This window comes from Flavobacterium shii (assembly GCF_025847235.1).
GTDB classification, from domain to species: Bacteria; Bacteroidota; Bacteroidia; order Flavobacteriales; family Flavobacteriaceae; genus Flavobacterium; species Flavobacterium shii.
Window position 1 is genome coordinate 156,581 of record NZ_JAOZEW010000004.1, and the last position, 22,613, is coordinate 179,193.

Genomic DNA, 22,613 nt, shown 5'->3' on the forward strand with positions numbered 1-22,613 from the left:
CGCTATTCAGTCTCAGTATTCAGTGGCAGTTATAGTATAAGTATATTTTTCTAAACCTTAGTACCTCAATAACTTTCTCCCTCTGAACCTTTACCCCTTTAAACCTCTAAATCGTAACTTCCAAAATTGACCCTTCTCCATTTAGCACATAAACATCCATTGCAGCAGGAATTAAAACGGTATCTCCCTGTTTATATTCGTATTTTACATTTTCATATTCTAATTCAAATGTTCCTTCAATACACATATAAACTGTAAAAGTTTCACCGTTTTTATTAACTTTAATATCTCCGTTTAACGGAATAAAATTGGTTGTAAAATAAGGACATTCTACAATTACATTGGATTTATTTGGAGTAGTTTCATATTTTTTATGTGTATTTACTTTATTATAATTAATGGCGTCAAGCGCTAAATCTATATGTAGTTCTCTTTTATTTCCCTGAGCATCTATTCTGTCAAAATCATACAACCGATACGTAATATCCGATGTTTGCTGAATCTCGGCAACAACCAATCCCGCTCCTATTGCATGTACAGTTCCTGTTTCAAGAAAGAAAACATCACCCGCTTTGGCTTTTACATCATCAAGAATAGAAACCAAGGTATTATTATTTAGATTCTCCAAATATTCTTCTTTACTGGAATCTTCTTTAAAACCTACAATAATTCTCGCATCAGTATCGGCTTGCATTACATACCACATTTCAGTTTTTCCAAATGAATCATGACGTTCTTTTGCTAATTCATCATTAGGATGTACTTGTATCGAAAGATCTTCACGAGCATCTAGATATTTAAACAATAAAGGAAATTGTTTTCCGAATTGTTTATACACTTTCGTTCCTAAAATTTCATTTGGCGACACATCAATTAAATCAGTTAAAGATTTTCCTTTTAGTTCCCCATTTGCAATTACACTTACATCTCCTTCTACAGTAGATAATTCCCAACTCTCACCCGTAATTTTAGAAACAATAGGTTTATTAAGAACTGTTTTTAATTTTTCGCCACCCCAAATTCTATCTTTCAAGATTGGTTCAAATTGCAAAGGATAAATTTTTGTACTCATTTTTATATTATTTAAATTAATATCTATTTTGTTGATTTTTGCCACAGATTATAAGGATTAAAATAATTTTAAAAAATCTGCGTGAAACTTTATTTTCGCCACAACCGGAGCATGGATTGTTTAAAAAGGGACGCAGATGACGCAGATTTCCTAAAGGAAAGACGCTGATAAAAACGGATTTTAAACACCATCGAAATAAAAAAATCCGTTTTTTCGCTTAAGCGAATCCGTGTCGTCTGCGTTCTATTTATTTTTCAAAACAGTATTTATTTTATAGAAATAGCCACTCCACCACTAGCCGCTAATTTCTGTTTCAATTTTGTTTTACTGTTTACGACAACTTTACGAATGTTATACGATTGCGGATTGGTTTTATAATCGGCTGTTTTTCCATCTTCATAAATCGTTGCTGTATATCTTTTACCGGCAGGCAGGAAACTAAAATCAATCAAAGCTATACGTGGATTTTCATCAGTGATTCCACCAATAAACCATTCTTGTTTTCCTTTGGTTTTTCTAGCAATGGTAATGTAATCGCCAGGTTCCGCTTCCAGGATATATGTCTCGTCCCAGTCTAGTGCGACATCTTTTATAAACTGAAATGCATCTTTAAAACGCATATAATTTTCGGGTAAATCGGCAGCCATTTGCAACGGACTGTACATGGTAACATACAATGCCAATTGTTTTACTAATGTTGTACTTAACTTGTTCTTCTTAGAACCATAAACCGATAAATCTCCTTGAAAAATCCCAGGAGTATAATCCATTGGACCTCCCATAAGTCGGGTAAAAGGTAAGATTGTAGTATGATCAGGATGAATTCCTTCCATAGCCTCAAACTCTGTTCCTCGTGCCGATTCTTGTGCAAACCAGTTAGGATACGTTCGGTGTAGTCCTGTAGGTCGAACGGCTTCGTGAGAATCTACCATGATTTTATGCTTTGCCGCTTCTTTGGCTACATATGTATAATGATTTACCATTTGTTGTCCGTCATGATGTTCTCCTCTCGGGATAATTGGTCCAACATATCCTGTTTTAACCGCATTATAATTATTATCAACCATAAAGTTTAATGCGTCATTTAATTGTCGTTCATATTCGGCAGTCGAAGATGTAGTTTCATGATGCATGATAATTTTAATCTTCTTTTTGTTCGCATAATCACTTAATTCTTTTACATCAAAATCTGGATATGCTTTTGTAAAACTATAAATATGTTCTTTCTTAAAAGCGGTGTTATCTTCCCAACCTTCATTCCATCCTTCTACCAAAACAGCATCAAAGCCATTTGCGGCAGCAAAATCAATATATTCTTTTACATGTTTCGTATTTGCTCCGTGTGTATTATTGGGTTTTAATTTGGAAAAATCGGTAGTTCCAATAACAACATCCTGAGTATCTGAATATGCCCAAGTAGACCCACCTCCTGTAAAATATTCCCACCAAACACCAATATATTTAACTGGTTTAATCCAGGAAGTATCTTCGAAATTGCAAGGCTCGTTAAGATTCAATATCATCTTCGAAGCCAGAATATTTCGCGCATCATTACTTACAACAATTGTTCGCCAAGGTGTAAAACTTCCTGTTTGGATATATCCTTTATTACCCAAAGCGTCCGGAACAAGATGTGAACTCAATGAATAGGTTTTATCATCGACATTAAGACACATTGCTGGATAATTTTTTAAAGCAGCTTCGTGAATATTAATATAAAGTCCGTCATTGGTCTTCATCATTAAAGGTGTTTGCGTAGCCAGATTTTTAATAGTTGTTTGCGCTGCAAGAGATACGTGAGTTGCATCATATACCAAAGATTGCATCTCGGATATTTTGGAAGTTGTATAACTATATTCATTAGTATCATAATCTCCCGGAATCCAAAAAAGTTTATGATCTCCCGTTAAATTAAATTCGGTTGTTTCTTCCTGAATAATAAAATGACGCAAATTATCTTGTATGGGAAATTCATATCGAAAACCTAACCCATCATTAAACAAACGGAAATAAATCGTCACTTTTCGCTTGCTCTTTTCTTGTAAAAGAGCGACTTTCATTTCGTTGTAATTATTCTTAATTTCCTTTTGTTCACCCAATACCGGTTCCCAAGTACTATTCTCCGATTGAAACTTGGTATCTATAACTTGGAAATCATTATTTAGCATAATATTCGACTTTAAAACAAAGCCCATTTTACTATCCTTAATGACTACTTTTTGTTTAAAGTTTAAGGAATAAACAGGTGCTCCAATTTTATTTAAACTAAAGGATAATGTTAGGTTTCCGTCGGGAGATTTAAGTTCCTGAGCATTGACAAATACAGTAAATACCAGAATAAAAAAGCTGCTAAAAAATATGTTTTTCATGAATTATATAAGGTAAGAATAATTACTAAATCGATTTAGTAAAAATAATAAAATTTATGATATTGCAAACTTTAATTCAAAATAATTATATTGCAATACAAATCAACACAAAATGATGGGTTTAAAAAACAGTAGCAAAAAGACAAAAGCCGCATTTATATTGGCAATTGTAATGTTAATTATCATACTTAGCACCTTTAATACACTAAGAAACGCCGAAACTACAAACGAAAACATTAATGCAATATATAAAGACAGGCTTCTCGTTTCTACCTATATTTTTCATTATGCCAACGAATTGAACCTTGTTAAAGCTTATGCTCTCAAGAATATTAATGATGCCGATAAGGCTGATTCTATTATCACATCTATCCATGATATAAAAGCGATAAACTTGCTATATCACAAAACGGTTTTGACTCCAAAAGAAAAAGAAGATTTTGATATTTTTCTTGATAACTGTTCAAAAATAAATAAACTGGCACAGGAAAATAAATGGGGAGAAATAGAAAAAACTGCAGGCCGAGCTTTAACTACCTTACAATCTCTTTCTAAAATCCAAGTTGAAGAAGCCAAATTACAATTGGAAAACGCCGATAAAATGTATAATCAATATAATATACAAGCACAACTAGAAATTGCTTTATTAATAATTCTTGGTGTTGTAATTATCTATTTATTACTTACAAAAAGGCACAAACGAATTATTAAAATCCCTGAAGGACCCAGTCTTAATTAGGAATTCTAGACATATTTGCAACAAAGAGCCTCTTGTAATTTACTACAAGAGGCTTTCCTTTTAAAGCTATTAACTAATTACTTTTCTACCTGATTGACTCCATTAAACATATTAATCAGTTTAGTGATAGGATCGTCAGAATGCATCATTTCAGTAGAATCCAAAGTGATTTTTGTAATCTCCGAAGCTCTTTTACACATTTGCTTTTCATAAGCAGCAATCGCTATTTGTACATCCGAGAAGTTATCACCACAAAGTGCTTCTGCTAATTCAAAAGCATCTTGCATTGCCATATTTACCCCTTCTCCTGCATAAGGCGGCATACGATGTGCTGCATCACCAAGCATAGTAAGGTTTGGCAAAGCGTCCCATTGCTGATTTAGCGGAAAATGATATTGTGGTCGCGGAATAATCGACATATCATCATTCTCAAATAATTCCTGCCAAACTGAATCCCAAGAGCCAAATTCGCTCTTAAACCATTCAAATACCTGATTTTTATTTGAGAAATCAATACCACTATCACGAACCCAAAATTCATCTGCTTTACAACCTGTATAAAAAGAAAGTGTTCCGTCCCCTTTCATACTCAAAATCAATGTTTTTTCTTCGCCAAAAGCAAATACTTTTCCGCCATTTACAAGCTCATATAACTTTGGAGTATTCTTTTCAGCATTATAAACGTTTCCTTCTACAATTGTAACACCCGAGTATGTTGGTTTTATCGCGTTTATGTGAGGTCTTATTTTAGAATTGGCTCCATCGGCTGCGATTACAATATCGGCTTCTTCTTTTAATCCATTTTTGAATGTCAGTTCCCAACCTTCATTTTTTGGAGACATCATAAGAAACTGACTGTTCCAAACCACGGTTTCGGGTTGTAAAGAATCTAGAAGTATATTTCGCAGCGAACCTCTATCTATTTCTGGACGGTTCTCTTCATAATCATCTGCAGAATGTGTGTCCATGGCAACATTCAGGTTTTTATCCAGAATACGTAATTTCCCTGCTTCAGGACGATGGTTAACATAAAAAGCATCTATTAATCCTGCTCTGCGAAGTGCTTCTAATCCTGATTCTTCATGAAGATCCAAAGTTGCTCCCTGAACCCTTACATCCGAATTAAAATCTCTCTCATATACTTTTACTTCTGCACCTTTAAGTTGCAAAAGCCTTGCAAGTGTTAAACCTCCAGGTCCTCCTCCTACAATTGCTATTTTTTTATTTTTAATCAACATAACTCAATCATTTAATTTTATAAGACAAAATTATTTCTTCTTGAGTGTCGATAATTGTATAAATCGGTCGTTTATATTCTTGTTCAGTTCCTTAGGAGTTACACCAGAGAATTTCTTTATGTTTTTTATAAAATGAGCCTGATCAGTAAAGTTCTGTTCAGGGAAAAGTTTTCCTTCTTTTATTTGTTCAAATGTCGATCTAAACCGAAGAATGGTACAATAGGCTTTCAATGAAATCCCAAATCTTTGGCTAAAGTATCGATTAATTTGTCGGCTATTCCAATGAATTGTTTCGGCAATTTCAGCAATCGTAATTTCACCATTTGAATTATATATTAAATCAAACAATTTTCTCTTACGCTCATCAATTTCATGATTCAGAATGCTCAGGAACTTCGAAGAAACTAAATCACAAAATCCTTTAAAATTTTCAAAATCCTCAATTGAAATTCCAAAATAATCCGAAGGCAAATTATAGGCAGTATCTATTAAAACAGTAAATTTATCTTCAAAAAGATACTCGATAGCTAATAGTTTAAAACTAACCGCAAACATAGAAGTCTTTGGCGCAAGCACAGCCCAAGAAGGTTCTGAATCGACTCCTAAAAGTGTAATTTCATTTCTATCTTCAAAAGAAAATATAAGATCTATCCTCCCATCTGGCAGAATAACAATTTGCTTTTCCTGATCAGAAACATTCGAAAGCATCCAAAAACTTTCGACATAGTTAGACAACGGGAAACTTGGTTTCATTTCCCGAAAGTCTATCTCATGTATTTCTTGATTAGTTTTATTCATTTTTTTTTTAACCATTAAGGCATTAAGATTTAACCGCAAAGAGCGCAGTCCCGAAGCCTCGGGATACGCAAAGGACGCAAAGTTTCACCATTAAGTTTTAAGCTTAATTTTTCTTAATCTCTTAATGGCAAAAAAATCTTTCTAATCCTTTTAATCACTGGCAAAAAAAAGGACAAAGCTTAATTTTTCTTAATGCCTTAATGGTAAAACTTTTTAGTAAAAGCATCTAAATTTTGTGTTCTTTGCGGTTAAATTTTAATGGTTAAATCTGACTTAAACACTTTCTGTTTCAATTTCAGCCTTCACTCCAGCATCTACAGCTTTACCTTTTGATTTTACCAATTGGTTTACTCTCCACATAAAGAATATTGAACAAAGGGTCACCGCCGAGATTACATAACCTAGGATATCATAATTTTCCAAAGGAGATGTTTTAGTTTCCTGATGTACAATAAACCCGGCACAAACTGCTGCAATACCACCTGCAATTTGTTGCATTGATGAAGTAATCGACATATAAGCACCACGATCTTTCATATCTGGAATTCCGGTATTAAGTGTTGTAGATGGAATCATGCGGCTCATAATCCCCATAAACAAAATCATGTTTAATACTACTAATTCCCATAAAGGAATAGGGCCAAGATTCGTGTAAATTAATATCATAATAATCGACAGTAATGACCCCGCAGTAAACAACCGAAACTTACTAACCTTATCGCTTAATTTACCAACAAGAGGCATTATAAAAAGCACAGAAAGTCCAGTAAAGAAAAACACCATTGGTAGCTCCAACTGGCTAATATGTATGTTATTTACCAAGAAGGAACTACCAAACGGCTGTAACATAAAACCACCAATAGACAAGAATGCAATAGCCGCAAAACCAACCTGATAGTTCTTATTACTTAAAGTATGCCATAAATGTAAAAATGGATTTTTATCCGACTGTAATTTAAGATGTTCGGTAACTGGCTTCATCTTGATTACAATTGTAACTAGTATAAGAATTCCTAGTCCGGCAATCATTAAGAAAGCCGAATGCCAGCCCCAGTGATTTGCAAAATAAAGCCCAACCGGAATCCCTAAAATCTGGCTTGAAGCGAATGCCATTTGGATAAATCCCATCACACGACCACGCTGATGAATGACAAATAAATCTGTCACGATAGCCAATGATACCGAACCAATAACACCTCCAAAAAGACCCGTTACAATTCTCGCAGAAAGTAACAATGCGTAATTGGTTGCCAAGGCACAACAAACAGTTCCGATAATAAATCCTGTATAAAAGAAAACAAGTAGTTTTTTTCGATCGAACTTGTCTGCGAAACCTGCTGCAAGCAATCCCGATATACCGGCACTAAATGCATAAGCCGAAACTGTAAAACCAAAGTTTGCTGTAGTCATATCTAGATTTTTCATTAGTATATCCCCAAGTGGAGAAAGAACCATAAAATCGAGTATAACCGTAAATTGTAAAAGTGCCAATAAGGCGATAATATATTTTTGATAAGAAGAAAAAGGAGGAATTTCTAATTTCGTTTTTTCCATTTGATTGATTCTATTTTTTGATTAATTTAATTCCTGGCATTCATGCCCAAGACTGTTTATAATATTGATTATCGTTGCTGCAGTAAGTGTTTCCGAAACAATACGTAATACACAATCAATATCTTCGGTATCAACGCTCCATTGCAGAATATCTGCGTGATTACCCAATGTTTTAGTCACTTTGCAATCGGTACATAGTTGTGCTATGTTGGTTTTAAAAATATAAATTTTGTCCAAATCTGTTTCCATACTGTTATTTTATGGTTTTAATGCTTTTATCACACCCCGAAAGGCTTCTTTCATCATGTCCTGAGTGAGTTTAAATGGCTTTCCTCCCATGCTTTTTCCATCATTATGAAAATTAAGTAATGTGTATAAAGGACCGTAAGCAATGCTCCAAAAAACTTCAAACTGCAACTCAACCAGTTCTTTCTTTTCCAATGCATTGTAAATAAACTGCTTCATTATCTCCCTAAAATCCGAGAATTTAGTTGTAGAATTTAAAATATCATCAGCATGTGGAGATTGCTTGATTACTTCAAAAAAAGCTACTTTCTTAGGGTACTTAAACGTAAATGCAGCTCGGTTTTGCCATTGTATCCATAAACCATCTTCAAATGTCATATCGGGCGAAAAATTCTCTATAGTATATGAAAAGAATTCTATCGCTATATCTGCTCCGATTTTTTTAATCAAATCATCTTTATCCTTGTAATAAATATAGAGAGTTGCCACAGAAATATTACATGCTTTAGCTAGCTTATTCATACTAAAACCCTGAAAACCATCCTGAACAATTAGTTCTATTGCATTGGCAATAACTAACTTCTCTTTATCTATATCTCTTACTCTCATGTTAGATTTTTTTAGCAAATATAAAACAATAAATGAATGAACGCTCTTTTATTAATTATTTTTTTACTTATGCTTAAAAATTAACCGCAAAGAGCGCAGTCCCGAAGCCTCGGGATACGCGAAGAACGCAAGGTTATATAATCTGTAGGTTAAAAAAGTTTTACCATTAAGGCATTAAGTTTCATTAAGGATTAAGCTTAATTTTTCTTTATTTCTTAATGGTGAAAAATCATTTAATTTGTGATTAAATAAAACTTCAAGTCTAAGTTTCTTAGTGCCTCAGAACCTTAGTCACTTAGAACCTTAAAAAAAATCTGGACCATAAGCAAAACTTAAAACTGGATTATCATCATGATCCAGTCATACTTACCTTTGCACTTATGAAAGAGATGATAATTTCCAATTTAAAACAGGTTCATGAGCGCATCGAAAATGCCTGTAAACTGTCTGGTAGAAATATATCAGATGTTCGGTTATTACTAGCTACCAAAACCGTTCCTGCCGACAAAATACGCATGGCTATTGAGGCTGGCGAAACTCTTATTGGCGAGAACAAAATGCAAGAACTACGAGATAAAGATTCAGGTTTGAAAGAACTAAATATTGAGCGTCATTTTATTGGTCACTTACAATCCAACAAAATAAAAGATGTTCTGAAATATGTTACTTGCATTCAGTCTTTGGATAGAATAAGTTTGGCTGAAGAACTAAACAAACAATTGCAAAACCAAGGAAGAAATTTAGATGTTTTTATACAAGTGAATACCTCATACGAAGAAAGCAAATTTGGGCTTCCGCCAAATGAAGTTATTCCGTTTATCAGAGAAATAAAGAAATATGACACCTTGAACATTAAGGGTTTGATGACTATCGGACTATTGGATGTAGAGAAAAAGAAAATGCAACCTTCTCTTAGCTTACTCAGGCAAATAAGAGATGAGATTTATGCAGAAAGAATTGAGGGGATTACCGAATTAAAACTTTCTATGGGAATGTCACAAGATTTGGAATTGGCTATAGCCGAAGGTTCTAATATGGTACGAGTTGGAACATCTATCTTCGGAAATCGATTTTTGGGAAAAGAAATTTGGAATGAGAATATTGCAGAATAAGGCTTAATTTTGCATCAAATAAAAATGAGATGAATCTATACGAACTTACCGTAAACGATACCGAAAAAATAGCGTTGAATGATTTACTTTTCAGCGAAGAAAATAAAGCTGCATTGACGCAAACCATTAAGGAGCATCAATATCTTGATGAATTAAAAAAATATAATCTTAAAGTAGACAATAAGATTTTCCTATACGGACATTCGGGTTGTGGCAAAACAACGACTGCCAAAGCCATTGCAACAGCTCTAAACAAAAACATCGTTATCATAAATCTGAGCACATTAATTAATGCTCGAATTGGGGAAACCTCCAAAAACATAAAAGCAATATTTGATAAAGCCATTCGTGAAAAGGCTGTTTTATTCCTAGATGAATTTGACCAAATAGGAAAAAGCCGTGAAAGCGATGATAAAGATGTAGGCGAAATGCGTCGTTTAGTAAACACGATTATCCAATTAATAGATTATTTCCCAGATGATAGTTTGCTTATTTGTGCAACAAACCATTATAATACTATCGATACGGCTTTATTAAGAAGATTTCAGATACGATTGAAATTTGAAATGCCCAACGAGAAAGAATTGGATATTTACTATGATAAATTATTAGCATCATTCCCATCGCATCTGCAAGAAATTGAGCGTAAGTATAAAATATCTTATGCAGAAACCAAAGATTACATTAATACTACAATGAAAAAACAAATCATTGAAGAATTAGAACTACAGAAATAAAATTCAAAACAAAGTTTCAAGCAAGAATAAAATTAAACACGAATTCCACTAATTTACACTAATTGTTTTGTGTTAATTTATGTTGCTCATATCCTGCAAGGTCTTTTTGACCTTATAGGTATAGTTATATCTACAAAATCAAATCAATAAATCTAGCATTACTTTCCTTAAGAGATTTTTAAAACTAATAAAATCTTAAAATAATTATAACAATACAATTCAAATCTATCAGGTTTTAAAACCCCTATAAAACTACAAAAAAGCACAGAATACCTCATTACAACACTGACTAATAAATAGTTTCCCTCCCCTTTTCTATCTTAAAAATTTGCTAAATATTTTCCCTAATATAGATATATCGGAAAAAGTCGATATCTTTGGGTCATGGAACATATCGAAATATTTAAAGCATTATCAAATAAGTCCAGACTACAAATGTTGGAATGGTTAAAAGAACCTGAAATAAATTTTCCGGGTCAGCAACCTTTCGGTTTTGAACACGGTGTGTGTGTGGGACAAATACAAATCAAAGCTGGACTTACGCAATCGACTGTTTCCGAATATCTGTCTATTCTTCAGCGTGCTGGATTTATAGAATCTACACGTGTTGGACAATGGACGTATTATAAACGCAACGAAAAAACATTTACAGAACTAAGTAAAATAATTGAATCGAATTTATAAAAAAAAAGTAATATGAGCACAAATAGTTTATTTACGCCTTTCAAATTAAAGACGTTAAATCTTAAAAATAGAATTGTAATGGCGCCTATGACGCGTTCATTTTCTCCAAACGGAGTTCCTACAGATGATGTAGCTACTTATTATCAAAAAAGAGCTGAAGGTGAAGTAGGCTTAATTTTATCTGAAGGAACTGTAATAAACAGACCTTCATCGTCTAATGATGCCAATGTACCTCACTTTTACGGTAATGAAGCACTAGCAGGATGGAAAAAAGTAATCGATGACGTTCATACTGCTGGTGGACAAATGGGACCACAAATTTGGCATATGGGCATCATGGATAATCATCACTCAGGTTGGGTTCCTCCAGTTCCTTTTGAAGGTCCATCTGGATTAAACCGTCCAGGGTTTAGTAATGGAAACACCATGACTACAAAAGATATCGAAGATACAATCCTTGCATTTGGTCAAGCTGCCGCTGATGCTAAAAGATTAGGTTTTGACTGTGTAGAAATTCACGGTGCACATGATTACCTTATTGATCAGTTTTTCTGGGATGCTACAAACCAAAGAACTGATGTTTACGGCGGAAAAACTCTTGCCGAACGTACTCGTTTTGCAGTAGAAGTAATTAAAGAAGTTAGAAAACAAGTTGGTGAAGATTTTGCAATCATCATCAGACTTTCACAATTTAAACCAGCAGATTACACTTATAAATTGGCTAAAAACGCATTAGAGATGGAAGCTTGGCTTGCTCCTCTAGTAGATGCAGGTGTAGATATTTTGCACTGTTCTCAACGTCGTTTTTGGGAGCCGGAATTTGAAGGTAGCGACCTAAACTTTGCAGGATGGGCTAAAAAAATAACAGGAAAACCAACAATTACTGTAGGTTCAGTTGGCCTTTCTGGTGATTTCTTTGGTGCATTTGCAGGTGAAAGCTCTCAACCAACATCTTTAGATGAATTAACAAGACGCATGGATAGAGGAGATTTTGACCTTGTAGCTGTTGGAAGACCATTACTTTCTGACCCAAATTGGGTTTCAAAAATTAAAGCAGGAAAAACCGACGAGCTAAAAGGCTTTAGCAAAGAAGCTCTAGGTCAATTGGTTGTTGAATAAATATAGAAACCTGTACAAGTTTCTTAAGAAAGCTGATTACTTTCACCCATTTAAGTAATCAGCTTTCTTCTTTTTAAGAGACTAAGGTTCTGAGGCACTGAGACTGAAAGTTTTATTTAACCATAGATTAAATGATTTTTCACCATTAAGAAATAAAGAAAGATTAAGCTTAATCCTTAATTAAACTTAATGCCTTTATGGTAAAACTTTTTTAACCTACAGATTATAAAACTTTGCGAACTTTGCGTATCCCGAGGCTTCGAGACTGCGCTCTTTGCGGTTAATTTCTCAGTCACAGATTATAAGTATTAAACGAATTCAAAACTTTGCGGTTAAACTTAACACAAAATATTAAAATAAAATACCATGGAAATAATAGGAACACCTAAAATGAAAGTAGAAGTTTGGAGTGACATCATGTGTCCGTTTTGCTACATTGGAAAACGAAATTATGAAACGGCACTTGGCAAATTTGCCGATAATAAAGACATTGAAATTGTTTGGAAAAGTTTTCAACTTGACCCAAACATCCCAGAACACTTTGACAAAAAAGAAAATGTTTACGAATATCTTGCTAACCGAAAAGGGATTAGTTACGAAGATTCCGTAAGAATGCATCAAGGTGTGGTTCAAACTGCAAAAAATGCCGGATTAGAATATAACTTCGATAATGCTGTTGTAGCAAACTCTTTCAACGCACATCGAATGATACAATTAGCCAAAATAAAAGGTCTTGGTGATCAAGCCGAAGAACGTTTATTTCTTGCTTATTTCACCGAAGGAAAAAACTTTGGAGATCCAAAAGTTTTAGAAGAATTAGGAAAAGATATTGGATTAACTCCTGAAGATGTAAAACAATCTTTAACAGATAATCAATATGCAGATAAGGTAAAAAGTGATATACAGGAAGCTCAAGAAATTGGTATAAACGGAGTTCCTTTTTTTGTTTTCAATCGCAAATATGCTGTTAATGGAGCACAATCTCCAGATACATTTTTACAGACATTAGAGAAATCATTTGGAGAATGGAGAAAAGATAATCCAGCTACAAAGCTTGAAATAATCGATGGTCAATCCTGTACTCCAGATGGTAATTGCATGTAAAACCAATTTAGTCAAAACAATACAAATAAGTCTCCAGTTTTATATTTAAAACTGGAGACTTATTATTTTATAGATAAGTCAATGCTTTTGAATCTAATTCATTAAATTTATTCTTCTAAAGAAAGACTTTAACTTTAAGATTTTCATTCTAATAAAATTCTGAATATGAATAATCACGATAAAATTAGAAAAGTTGCAATTATAGGATATAACAGAATCCCTTTTGCGAGAGCAAATACTGCTTACGCAAAAGTAGGAAATCAAGATATGATGATTGCTGCTCTTAACGGACTCATTGATAAATATAAACTGAAAGGAAAGTTACTTGGTGAAGTTGCCGGTGGTGCTGTAATCAAACATACTTACGACAGTAATCTTATAAGAGAATGCGTAATGAAGACTTCGCTTGATCCCGCTACTCCGGCTTGCGATTTACAACAAGCATGTGATACGGGTATAGAAAGTGCCATTTATATCGCCAATAAAATAGCGCTCGGGCAAATTGAATCTGGAATTGCTGGAGGCGTTGACTCTATAAGCGATATACCAATGGCTGTGAGTGAAAATTTGAGAAAAATACTCCTTGATGCTCGACAAGAAAAATCATTGGGAGGCAAAATAAAGCAGTTTTTTAAACTTCGTCCAAAAGATTTTACACCTTTAGTTCCTAGAAATGAAGAATCTCAAACGGGACTTTCTATGGGTGGACATACCGAAATTACAGCCAAATACTATAAAATTTCCAGAGAAGATCAAGATAATCTAGCCTTGAAAAGCCATCTTAATATGTCAAAAGCTTACGATGAAGGTTTCTTTGATGATATGATAACTCCTTTTCAAGGACTTGATAAAGACAATAATTTAAGAAGAGATAGTACAATCGAAAAACTAGCAAAGCTTCCTCCTGCTTTTGATAAAACAAATGGAACTCTTACAGCTGGCAACTCTACTCCTCTTACCGATGGTGCATCTTGCATACTTCTTGCCAGTGAAGAATGGGCAAAAGAACAAGGACTTCCTATTCTTGCCTACATTACTTTTGCTGAAGTTGCCGCAATCGAATATGTAAAAAACCAGCAGAACCTTTTATTAGCACCGTTATTTGCTGCAAGCAGAATGCTCGATAAAGCTGGACTTACACTACAAGATTTTGATTATTATGAAATTCACGAAGCATTTGCAGCACAAGTTTTGGCAACATTAAAAATTTGGGAAAGCCCTGAGCTCAGTAAAGAATTAGGATTAAAGAAATCTCTTGGTGCAATCGACAGAAATAAACTTAACGTAAAAGGTAGTAGTCTTGCGGCAGCACATCCCTTTGCCGCTACTGGCGGAAGAATAATTGGCGTAATGGCAAAACTACTCAACGAGAAAGGTTCTGGAAGAGGTTTTATCTCTATTTGCGCAGCTGGAGGACAAGGAATTACAATGATTATAGAGAAATAAAACATATGATAAATACACAACAGTTTGCCCAAATGTTCTTAAGATTGGCTTTAGGAATTGGTTTTATATTACCCGTAATGGATCGTTTAGGTATGCTTGGAGCTCCGGGAGAACCAAACGTGGGTTGGGGAAACTGGACTAATTTTGTTGATTATACCAATTCGTTAATGCCTTATCTCAACCATGATATTGCCAACGTTATGGGAATAATCGCAACGCTGGCAGAAGTACTATTTGGTGTATTATTAATTATTGGTTTTAAGACCAGATTATCCGCCTATGGTAGCTTTGCGTTAACTTTATCTTTTGCTTTAAGCATGCTTATATTTGCAGGATACAGAGCACCATTTAATTATTCGGTATTTACTGCAAGCGCAGCTTCCTTACTATTAGCAACAATCCCTTTTTATAATTGGAGTATTGACAAATTACTTGCTAAAAATAATTAACTGTTTTGCTAATTAACTACACTTTGTCATTGGAATCTCTTTTTGCTTGCTTTTAAAAATATGATGCGAATTAAAAACTAAAACTGAGATAAAAATAATTCCATACGATAAAATTTGTAATGGTCCGCTTTGTTCGTGATATACAAAAGTTGCCAATCCAAAAGCAATCATCGGATTAATATTCAATAACATCCCGACTGTGGATGAATTAAGCCCCGTAAGAGCAAATAAGTTTAGTAATAGTGGAAAAATAGTAAAGCCAAGGGCTATTATTTCAATACACAAATAAAACTTGAATTCAGTAGGAACAGGCCCACCATAAGCAGGAAAAAATGGCAATAAGAACAATGCCGATAAAGTGATATGAAAAGTAAGTACTATAAATTTATCAAATCCCACATTAACACGTTGGCTAACCAAATAAGATGCATAAGTTAAACCTATTATTATGCTAAAAAACATATCCATAATATTTGCATATGATAGAAGTAAACATCCTGTAACACTTAATCCCACAGATAACCATTGCGTTTTAGAAAGTTTTTCATGCAAAATAAAATAAGCCAACAATGTGGTTAGTATTGGACAAACTAAGTAAGCTAGTGACGTTGCCTTTACACTAACATGATTCATTACATAAATAAAGGTAAACCAGTTAGCTGTTAAAAAGATGCTTCCGCCAATGTTTAATAAAACAGTTCTACGCTTTTTCTCAAGTGGTAATGCCTTAAAAGTTGCAACTGCTTCTTTTACTCTTTTGCGTTTAAAAACAAAAGTGATTAGTAACAACAATATACTACAACTAAAAACGCGATAGAACAAAATGTCTAGAGAAGCATAAGAATGTATTGGTTTTAATACCAGACTAAAAAAGCCCCAAATTGTATATGCTGTAATAGCTGCCAAGTAATATTTTGTGCTTTTCATCGGAATTTTTATTTACATTTTGTAATACAGCAAATTTCACTAAAATAAAATAGCAATACAGATACAGTTTTATTAAATTGCAGCGTAACAGTTATGTTTTTAAAATGAAAAATGCCAACTATCTATATTTACAATTTGCTGACCGAATCGAGAGACAAATTAAGTCGGGACTTTTTAATGTTGGAGACAAACTTCCATCAATAAGGGAAATATGTGCCGAGACTGGATATAGTATGAGTACCGTGAGTAAAGCATACTACGAAATGGAAAGCCGCTCTCTTATAGAATCAAGACCACAATCGGGTTATTATGTGAGTAATATCTCCTCCCGAACAATCCCGGAACCTACCCCAAGTACCCCAATAATAAGTTGTGCCAATATTGAACGAGAAGATTTAATAGACCTCGTTTACGGAAGCATGATGGATAAAAACGTTACAATGCTTTCTCTGGGTTTCCCATCAAATGAACTTCTCCCAATAGCCAAATTAAACAAAGGAATGGTACAAGCCATGCGACAATTCCCAAATAGTGGTACTGGTTATGATGAAGTACAGGGAAACCTAAATTTAAGAAAAGAAATTGCCAGATGGTCATTCACTTGGGGCGGTACATTAACCGAAGATGATGTAATAACAACTCCTGGCTGCATTGGTGCAATATCACATTGCCTAATGACATTAACCAAACCCGGCGACACCATTATTACAGAAAGTCCTGTTTATTTTGGAATCTTACAACTAGCAAAATCATTGGGTTTATATATAATGGAATTACCAACCAATATGACTACAGGAATTGAACTGGATGCTTTAAAAAAAGCCCTTTCTACCAAGAAGATTAAACTTTGCTTGTTAATGAGTAATTTCAGTAATCCATCTGGAAGCATGATGCCTGTGGAGCATAAAAAAGAAGTTGTGCGGTTAATGGAACATTATAACGTACCGCTTATTGAGGATGATATATATGGTGATTTATATTTTGGAACTAGTAGACCAACTAATTGTAAAACCTATGACGAAAGTGGCATTGTGCTTTGTTGCAACTCTGTATCCAAATCTCTGGCACCCGGATATCGTGTAGGCTGGGTTTCACCCGGAAAATTCAAGAAAGAAATATTACGCACCAAATTGTATCACACAATTTCCTGTCCTACCATAACCCACGAAGTCGTTGCCGATTTCCTTAAAAATGGCAGATATGAAAATCATCTTAGAAAAATAAGGCAAATTTTACATCACAATAGTATCAATTATATAAATACTATCCTTGAATCCTTCCCTGCAGGAACCAAAGTGAGTCAGCCACAAGGAGGATTTTTTCTTTGGCTGGAATTGGATAAAAAAATCGACACCGCAGTATTCTATCAACTGGCAATGAAGCACAACATTAGCATTGCACCCGGGCGTATATTTTCATTTCAGGAACAGTTTTGTAACTGTATGCGTTTAAGTTTTGGATTACCGTGGAGTAATGAGCTTCGAGAATCAATACAAATGCTTGGAATGTTGGTTGGTAAGATGTAGAAAAAATTTAACCGCAAAGGGCGCAGTCCCGAAGCCTCGGGATATGCAAAGGTCGCAAAGTTTTTAAAAATCCGTTTTTATTCGTGTCTTTGCTTTAGCAAATCCGTGTCATTCGCGTTCCTTTTCAGTCAATATTTTCCACAGAGAATCTTCAGAAAATAATATTTCTAAAACTTTTATCAAAAAAATAAATTCACCACATACCGATTGGTATTTATTTATTATTTTTGTTCCATAATTTATTCGAAACCCAATCAGCCCTATGAATACTTCTGAATTTATATTGGATAAAGTTGCCCCCATTTTTAACAAACAAGGGTATGTAGGTACTAGTTTATCTGATATTACAAATGCAACTGGTCTTACCAAAGGAGCTATTTATTGTAATTTCTCGAATAAAGAAGATCTAGCATTAAAATCATTTCAACACAATGTAAGTATTGCCATTATACCATTATTCAAACTAGTTTCGACTAAAGAAGGTGCTGTAAATAAATTATATACGATAACCAATTATCAACGCACTTATTATGATTTAGTCAAAGACAGAGGTGGGTGTCCAATGTTACGAGTGGGGGTTGATACAAAATTTGTAAATCCTGAATTGTTTAAAGCAGCCGAAAAACTATCCCAAAAATTCATTAATGGTCTAATAGATATTATCAAAGAAGGAATTGAAAATGGTGAAATCAAACCGAATATTGATACAAATAAATATGCCCAAATAATTTTATCGATGATCGAAGGAAGTTCACTACTTGCGTTTACCCATAATGACGAAACCTACATAAGCAATGCGATGGATTGCATTGATGACATGATAATAGAAAGCATAAAAAAGTAAAAAAATTTAACTCCCTAAATACCAATTGGTATGTAATGCAATTTAACAAAAAATGGAAAAAGTATTAAAAACAAAAAGAAAAATCAGGTTTCAGGATTGTGATCCTTTCAATCATTTAAACAACTCAAAGTATCTGGAATATTTCATTAATGCTCGTGAGGATCAAATCGCCGAACATTATAATCTTGATATATTTAAACTCATGAAAACATCTGCTTTAAGCTGGGTTGTAGCTTCGAACCAGATAAGCTATATGAGACCAGCATTTACAATGGAAACTGTTGTGATAGAATCTCAATTAATTCAATATACAGATAATGTCCTGTTGGTAGAAATGAAAATGTGGAATGAAGACGAAACCGAATTAAAAGCATTACTTTGGATAAAGTTTATTCATTACAGCTTTCAGACAAAAAAAGTAGCTGATCACTCGGATGATCTTATGAAATTATTTCAAGCTGTTGTAGTCCCTGTTGAACAAACTATTTTTGAAAATCGATATATGGAAATCATTCAAAAAACAAAAAAACATGCCTAAGTTAGAAACTGTAGAACGATTTATCTCGATGGTAGAATCCAACGAGCATGATACCGCAATTGCCAAATTTTATACCGAAGACGCTACAATGCAAGAAAATCAATCCGAACCACGTGTTGGTCGGGATTTTCTTGTTGCCAATGAAAAAAATGTACTAGCAAGAGTAAAATCATTAGTATCCAAGTGCATTCGTCCTGTATTTATAAATGATGATTTCGTAGTAATTCAGTGGTATTTTAAATTTGAATGGAAAGATGGAACTATCTCAGAAATAGAAGAAATTGCATATCAAAACTGGGAAGGCGAACTTATAAAAAAGGAAAAGTTTTTCTATGATCCAAAACAATTTATCCCTGTTTAAGTAACTTTATTTAATCCGAAAATTTATAACTAAACGTGTTATTAAGCGATGAACTTTCCGTCGAATTAATCAGTATTTTTATAACTTTGTTTACTACAGGAAAAAATTAATGTAATAATATAAAGTAAACTTATGCCACATTTTGTAATTGACTGCTCCGAAAATATAGTGCGATTAAAATCTCCAAAAGATATAATGCAAGAAGTCTTTGACTCGGCTGAGTCAACAGGTTTATTTGATGCTATAGAAATTAAAGTTCGGATAAATCCTTTTACGTATTACAATAACGGAAATACTCAGGAAGATTTCATTCATGTTTTTGGTTACATAATGGAAGGCAGAACCACAGAACAAAAGAGCAATCTTTCAAGAGCAATTATAACTAAGCTAAAGACATTATTTCCAGATGTTCCCGTATTATCGATAAACATAAAAGATTTCGAAAAATCTACTTATTGTAATAAAGCAATGGTTTAATTTTTATTTGAACCATTAAGAGAATAAAAAAATAAGTTTTTATCTCTTAATGGTTTATATTTTTCCACAGATCTAAGGGATTGAAAAAGATTTAGCTACGAATTGACTAATTTCACAAAATCATTTACTGTTAAACAAACTCCAGAACTTTGCGCTCTTTGCTGTTAATTTTCTTAGGTTAATTTTTCATTGTTTTAAAATAGAATAGAATTAAATCCGTTTAATCCGTGTTATCAGCGTTCAATTATATACAACACAAGAACTAACAATTAATAACTAACAATTGATAATTACTTCAAGATTGGCGCTGCAAGACAACTCTCCGGAATGTCAAATGCATTTACCAATGAAACGGCATCGGGTCTTATATCCCAACAAAGCTGATTGACCATTTTACGGATAGCTTTCGTTTTCACGGCTTCCATATATCCGTCTTCCAGATACCAACCTTTATTTTTCTCGATTTGGGCAAGTGCGTATAATTGACATAATTTGGATAAAATCTCTTTTACTTCTTTGTCTTTAATAGCTTCTATTGCAACCTGAAACTGTTCCAAAACAATTCTCTCGAGATATGCCTGAGCCACGTCGATCATTTGGTGTTGCACAACATTAAATGCATCATAAGCATCCATCCCACTATCGATGAGCTTTTTTATTCGCTTTGCAGCAGATGCCAAAGTTGTTTTTTCTCTGTGCAAAAATGCTTGTAAGTGAAATTCATTGTCAAGCAAATGAGCATCATCTGTTTTACGGGTTGCAATTGGATTTTTTTCTGAAATTGCAGACATAGCATTTTCATAAACATAATTGATTATTCCCATTGCTCCCATTTCTCCAAATGATTTTCTGAATTCTGATAAACGATTTTTAGCAACCAATTGCATCAATACCGTATTATCACCTTCAAAAGTGGTGTAAATTTCAGTATCATTTTTTAAGGCATCAATTCTATTTTCAGACAAATACCCTTTTCCTCCACAAGCTTCACGACATTCCTGCAATATATCTCTTGTGCTCCAAGTCGAATAAGATTTCATTCCTGCTGCAAGTGCTTCGATTTCCTGCATTTCGGATTCCTTTTTGTTCAGAAAACGATTCGTAAGGTATTGCAAAGCAAAATGTACTGCATATGTTTTTGCCAGCTGCGGAATCAATCGACGTTGATGCATGCGATAGTTTAAAATCGGAACTTCAGAGCCACCTTCTGGTCCAAATTGTCTGCGTTGGTCACTATATCTAATTGTTATTGCCAAACCCGATTTGGCTGCAGCCAATGCCGAACGTGGAATCCCGATTCGACCTCCTACTAAAGTTCCCAGCATAGTAAAGAAACGTCGATTATCACTCGGAATAGGGCTTTCGAACTCCCCTTTTTCACTTACCGAAGCAAACCTGTCCAGCATATTCTCTTTTGGAATAACAACATTATTAAAGCTTATTGTTCCATTATCTACACCATTTAATCCCATTTTATGTCCGCAATCACCAATAGTAACGCCTTTTATATTAGCACCGTTTGTATCTCTTAAAGGCACAACAAATGCGTTTACGCCATAATCAACATCATTGATGATTAGTTTTGCGAATACAGTTGCCATTTGCCCGTGTACGGCTGCATTACCAATGTATTCTTTTTGCGCATTTTTATTCGGTGTATGAATAGTAAATGTTTTGTCATCATGATTGTAAGTTGCAGTGGTTTCAAGCCCCTTAACATTCGAACCATGGTGTGTTTCGGTCATTGCAAAACAACCGGGTAATTTTAGGGAACCAATATCTTTTAAATATTTGCTATAATGTTTTTCTGTTCCCAGTGATTGTACGCTCATCCCCCAAAGTCCGAATTGGACACCAAACTTTATCACTAAACTTAAATCGTGATAACTCAGTGTTTCCATAATGGCAAAATAATCGGCTATGTTTTCCCCTCCGCCATATTGCTTAGGATATGCCATATTGCCAAGATTTTCTTTGGCAAGGATTTTACACCATTCGTATACTTTTTGGCGATAAACATTAATATCTGTAGAAGTTTCATATGCAAACTCGGGTTTGCTTATAACCGATTTTACTTTTTTTATAATAGCCGCTTGTTTTCCGTCGAGAATTTCGGTCAGTATTGTGGTATCAAAACTACTATCCGTTTTATAATTAGACGTAAGAGAAGTTGCCTTTTTCTTAAAAGAACCTATAGCTTCTTCTCCAAAAACACCTAGATCATTCTCTAGTTTTGCAAAAACAGGCTCAAGATCTTTTATATTTTTATCATCACCAGAAAGCGCAACTACAATATCAAATATAGATTTAACAGACCTTTTGTCCTGAATACTTTTTTCTATTTCAAGCTTCCATTTTGTAAGTTGCTCTCTTGAAGGAGGTGTCGAAATATCTATTTTAGAAAGTAATTCTTCTTGTTCATCTTTGGAAAGCCAATTTTGAGAACGAATAAATTCTTGCAAAGTAACGAACTCTTTTTGTGTTAAAAGGTCATCCGACCAAACAAGATAAAAAAGAGGTATAAAGGATTTGAGTCTTGAATTTTCCATAGTAAGCTTAATTTTTAACTTTGGTTAAATTAATAAATTATACTGACTAAAGTGCGTTAACAATGTCATAATAAATTTTGGTAAGTGATTTTGGTTAAATAAAAAAGTTTTTTTT

The 22,613-nt window shown here is 33.9% G+C and carries 22 protein-coding genes; 13 read left to right on the forward strand and 9 right to left on the reverse strand.

Annotated features, from left to right (window positions below; genetic code table 11):
- Positions 1-106 precede the first annotated feature (106 nt).
- Together OIU83_RS05735 and OIU83_RS05740 are read right to left on the reverse strand one after the other, a co-directional pair.
- Positions 107-1,072: a type I phosphomannose isomerase catalytic subunit gene (locus OIU83_RS05735; RefSeq protein ID WP_264205314.1), complete on the reverse strand. Its 966-nt coding sequence runs from the start codon at positions 1,070-1,072 to the stop codon at positions 107-109.
- Positions 1,073-1,338: 266 nt separating this feature from the next.
- On the reverse strand, positions 1,339-3,441 hold the full coding sequence (locus tag OIU83_RS05740) for a glycoside hydrolase family 97 protein (RefSeq protein WP_264205315.1): 2,103 nt from the start codon (positions 3,439-3,441) through the stop codon (positions 1,339-1,341).
- Between the two features lie 112 nt (positions 3,442-3,553).
- Here OIU83_RS05740 and OIU83_RS05745 point away from each other — a divergent pair, with 112 nt between their 5' ends.
- Entirely contained in the window at positions 3,554-4,180 is a 627-nt protein-coding gene (locus tag OIU83_RS05745; protein ID WP_264205316.1) for an MCP four helix bundle domain-containing protein, read from the forward strand.
- A 77-nt stretch (positions 4,181-4,257) separates the two neighbouring features.
- On the opposite strand, the gene OIU83_RS05750 is transcribed toward OIU83_RS05745, so the two are convergent.
- From OIU83_RS05750 to OIU83_RS05770, 5 genes are all read right to left on the reverse strand, one after another.
- Positions 4,258-5,418, reverse strand: a complete 1,161-nt coding sequence (locus OIU83_RS05750; protein ID WP_264205317.1) for an FAD-dependent oxidoreductase — start codon at positions 5,416-5,418, stop codon at positions 4,258-4,260.
- Between the two features lie 30 nt (positions 5,419-5,448).
- A complete protein-coding gene (locus OIU83_RS05755; RefSeq protein ID WP_264205318.1) occupies positions 5,449-6,216 on the reverse strand; it encodes a helix-turn-helix domain-containing protein in 768 nt (255 codons plus the stop codon).
- Positions 6,217-6,489: 273 nt separating this feature from the next.
- A complete protein-coding gene (locus tag OIU83_RS05760) occupies positions 6,490-7,770 on the reverse strand; it encodes an MFS transporter (protein ID WP_264205319.1) in 1,281 nt (426 codons plus the stop codon).
- 21 nt (positions 7,771-7,791) lie between these two features.
- The gene (locus OIU83_RS05765) at positions 7,792-8,019 is read right to left on the reverse strand and encodes a hypothetical protein (RefSeq protein WP_264205320.1); all 228 of its coding nucleotides are present in this window, start codon (positions 8,017-8,019) and stop codon (positions 7,792-7,794) included.
- Between the two features lie 9 nt (positions 8,020-8,028).
- Positions 8,029-8,625: a TetR/AcrR family transcriptional regulator gene (locus OIU83_RS05770; protein ID WP_264205321.1), complete on the reverse strand. Its 597-nt coding sequence runs from the start codon at positions 8,623-8,625 to the stop codon at positions 8,029-8,031.
- A gap of 380 nt (positions 8,626-9,005) precedes the next feature.
- On the opposite strand from OIU83_RS05770, the gene OIU83_RS05775 reads away from it, so the two are divergent.
- The 7 genes from OIU83_RS05775 (at position 9,006) to OIU83_RS05805 (ending at position 15,276) form a co-directional block, all read left to right on the forward strand.
- Complete coding sequence (locus tag OIU83_RS05775; protein WP_264205322.1) at positions 9,006-9,737, forward strand: YggS family pyridoxal phosphate-dependent enzyme; 732 nt, start codon at positions 9,006-9,008, stop codon at positions 9,735-9,737.
- 29 nt (positions 9,738-9,766) lie between these two features.
- Complete coding sequence (locus OIU83_RS05780; protein ID WP_264205323.1) at positions 9,767-10,474, forward strand: AAA family ATPase; 708 nt, start codon at positions 9,767-9,769, stop codon at positions 10,472-10,474.
- A 384-nt stretch (positions 10,475-10,858) separates the two neighbouring features.
- Entirely contained in the window at positions 10,859-11,158 is a 300-nt protein-coding gene (locus OIU83_RS05785) for an ArsR/SmtB family transcription factor (RefSeq protein WP_264205324.1), read from the forward strand.
- Between the two features lie 12 nt (positions 11,159-11,170).
- On the forward strand, positions 11,171-12,277 hold the full coding sequence (locus OIU83_RS05790) for an NADH:flavin oxidoreductase (protein ID WP_264205325.1): 1,107 nt from the start codon (positions 11,171-11,173) through the stop codon (positions 12,275-12,277).
- Between the two features lie 366 nt (positions 12,278-12,643).
- Positions 12,644-13,381: a DsbA family oxidoreductase gene (locus OIU83_RS05795; protein ID WP_264205326.1), complete on the forward strand. Its 738-nt coding sequence runs from the start codon at positions 12,644-12,646 to the stop codon at positions 13,379-13,381.
- 165 nt (positions 13,382-13,546) lie between these two features.
- Entirely contained in the window at positions 13,547-14,827 is a 1,281-nt protein-coding gene (locus OIU83_RS05800; protein ID WP_264205327.1) for an acetyl-CoA C-acetyltransferase, read from the forward strand.
- A gap of 5 nt (positions 14,828-14,832) precedes the next feature.
- Entirely contained in the window at positions 14,833-15,276 is a 444-nt protein-coding gene (locus OIU83_RS05805; RefSeq protein ID WP_264205328.1) for a DoxX family protein, read from the forward strand.
- Between the two features lie 12 nt (positions 15,277-15,288).
- On the opposite strand, the gene OIU83_RS05810 is transcribed toward OIU83_RS05805, so the two are convergent.
- Positions 15,289-16,203: an EamA family transporter gene (locus OIU83_RS05810; RefSeq protein ID WP_264205329.1), complete on the reverse strand. Its 915-nt coding sequence runs from the start codon at positions 16,201-16,203 to the stop codon at positions 15,289-15,291.
- A 104-nt stretch (positions 16,204-16,307) separates the two neighbouring features.
- Here OIU83_RS05810 and OIU83_RS05815 point away from each other — a divergent pair, with 104 nt between their 5' ends.
- From OIU83_RS05815 to OIU83_RS05835, 5 genes are all read left to right on the forward strand, one after another.
- The gene (locus tag OIU83_RS05815) at positions 16,308-17,729 is read left to right on the forward strand and encodes an aminotransferase-like domain-containing protein (protein ID WP_264205330.1); all 1,422 of its coding nucleotides are present in this window, start codon (positions 16,308-16,310) and stop codon (positions 17,727-17,729) included.
- A 262-nt stretch (positions 17,730-17,991) separates the two neighbouring features.
- On the forward strand, positions 17,992-18,573 hold the full coding sequence (locus tag OIU83_RS05820; RefSeq protein ID WP_264205331.1) for a TetR/AcrR family transcriptional regulator: 582 nt from the start codon (positions 17,992-17,994) through the stop codon (positions 18,571-18,573).
- A gap of 52 nt (positions 18,574-18,625) precedes the next feature.
- Entirely contained in the window at positions 18,626-19,111 is a 486-nt protein-coding gene (locus OIU83_RS05825; protein ID WP_264205332.1) for an acyl-CoA thioesterase, read from the forward strand.
- A complete protein-coding gene (locus OIU83_RS05830; protein ID WP_264205333.1) occupies positions 19,104-19,472 on the forward strand; it encodes a nuclear transport factor 2 family protein in 369 nt (122 codons plus the stop codon). The genes OIU83_RS05825 and OIU83_RS05830 overlap by 8 nt, the downstream gene beginning before the upstream one ends.
- Before the next feature lie 132 nt (positions 19,473-19,604).
- Positions 19,605-19,949, forward strand: coding sequence for a 5-carboxymethyl-2-hydroxymuconate Delta-isomerase (locus tag OIU83_RS05835; protein WP_264205334.1), 345 nt, complete (start codon positions 19,605-19,607; stop codon positions 19,947-19,949).
- A gap of 290 nt (positions 19,950-20,239) precedes the next feature.
- On the opposite strand, the gene OIU83_RS05840 is transcribed toward OIU83_RS05835, so the two are convergent.
- On the reverse strand, positions 20,240-22,498 hold the full coding sequence (locus OIU83_RS05840; protein WP_264205335.1) for an acyl-CoA dehydrogenase family protein: 2,259 nt from the start codon (positions 22,496-22,498) through the stop codon (positions 20,240-20,242).
- Positions 22,499-22,613: the final 115 nt, after the last annotated feature.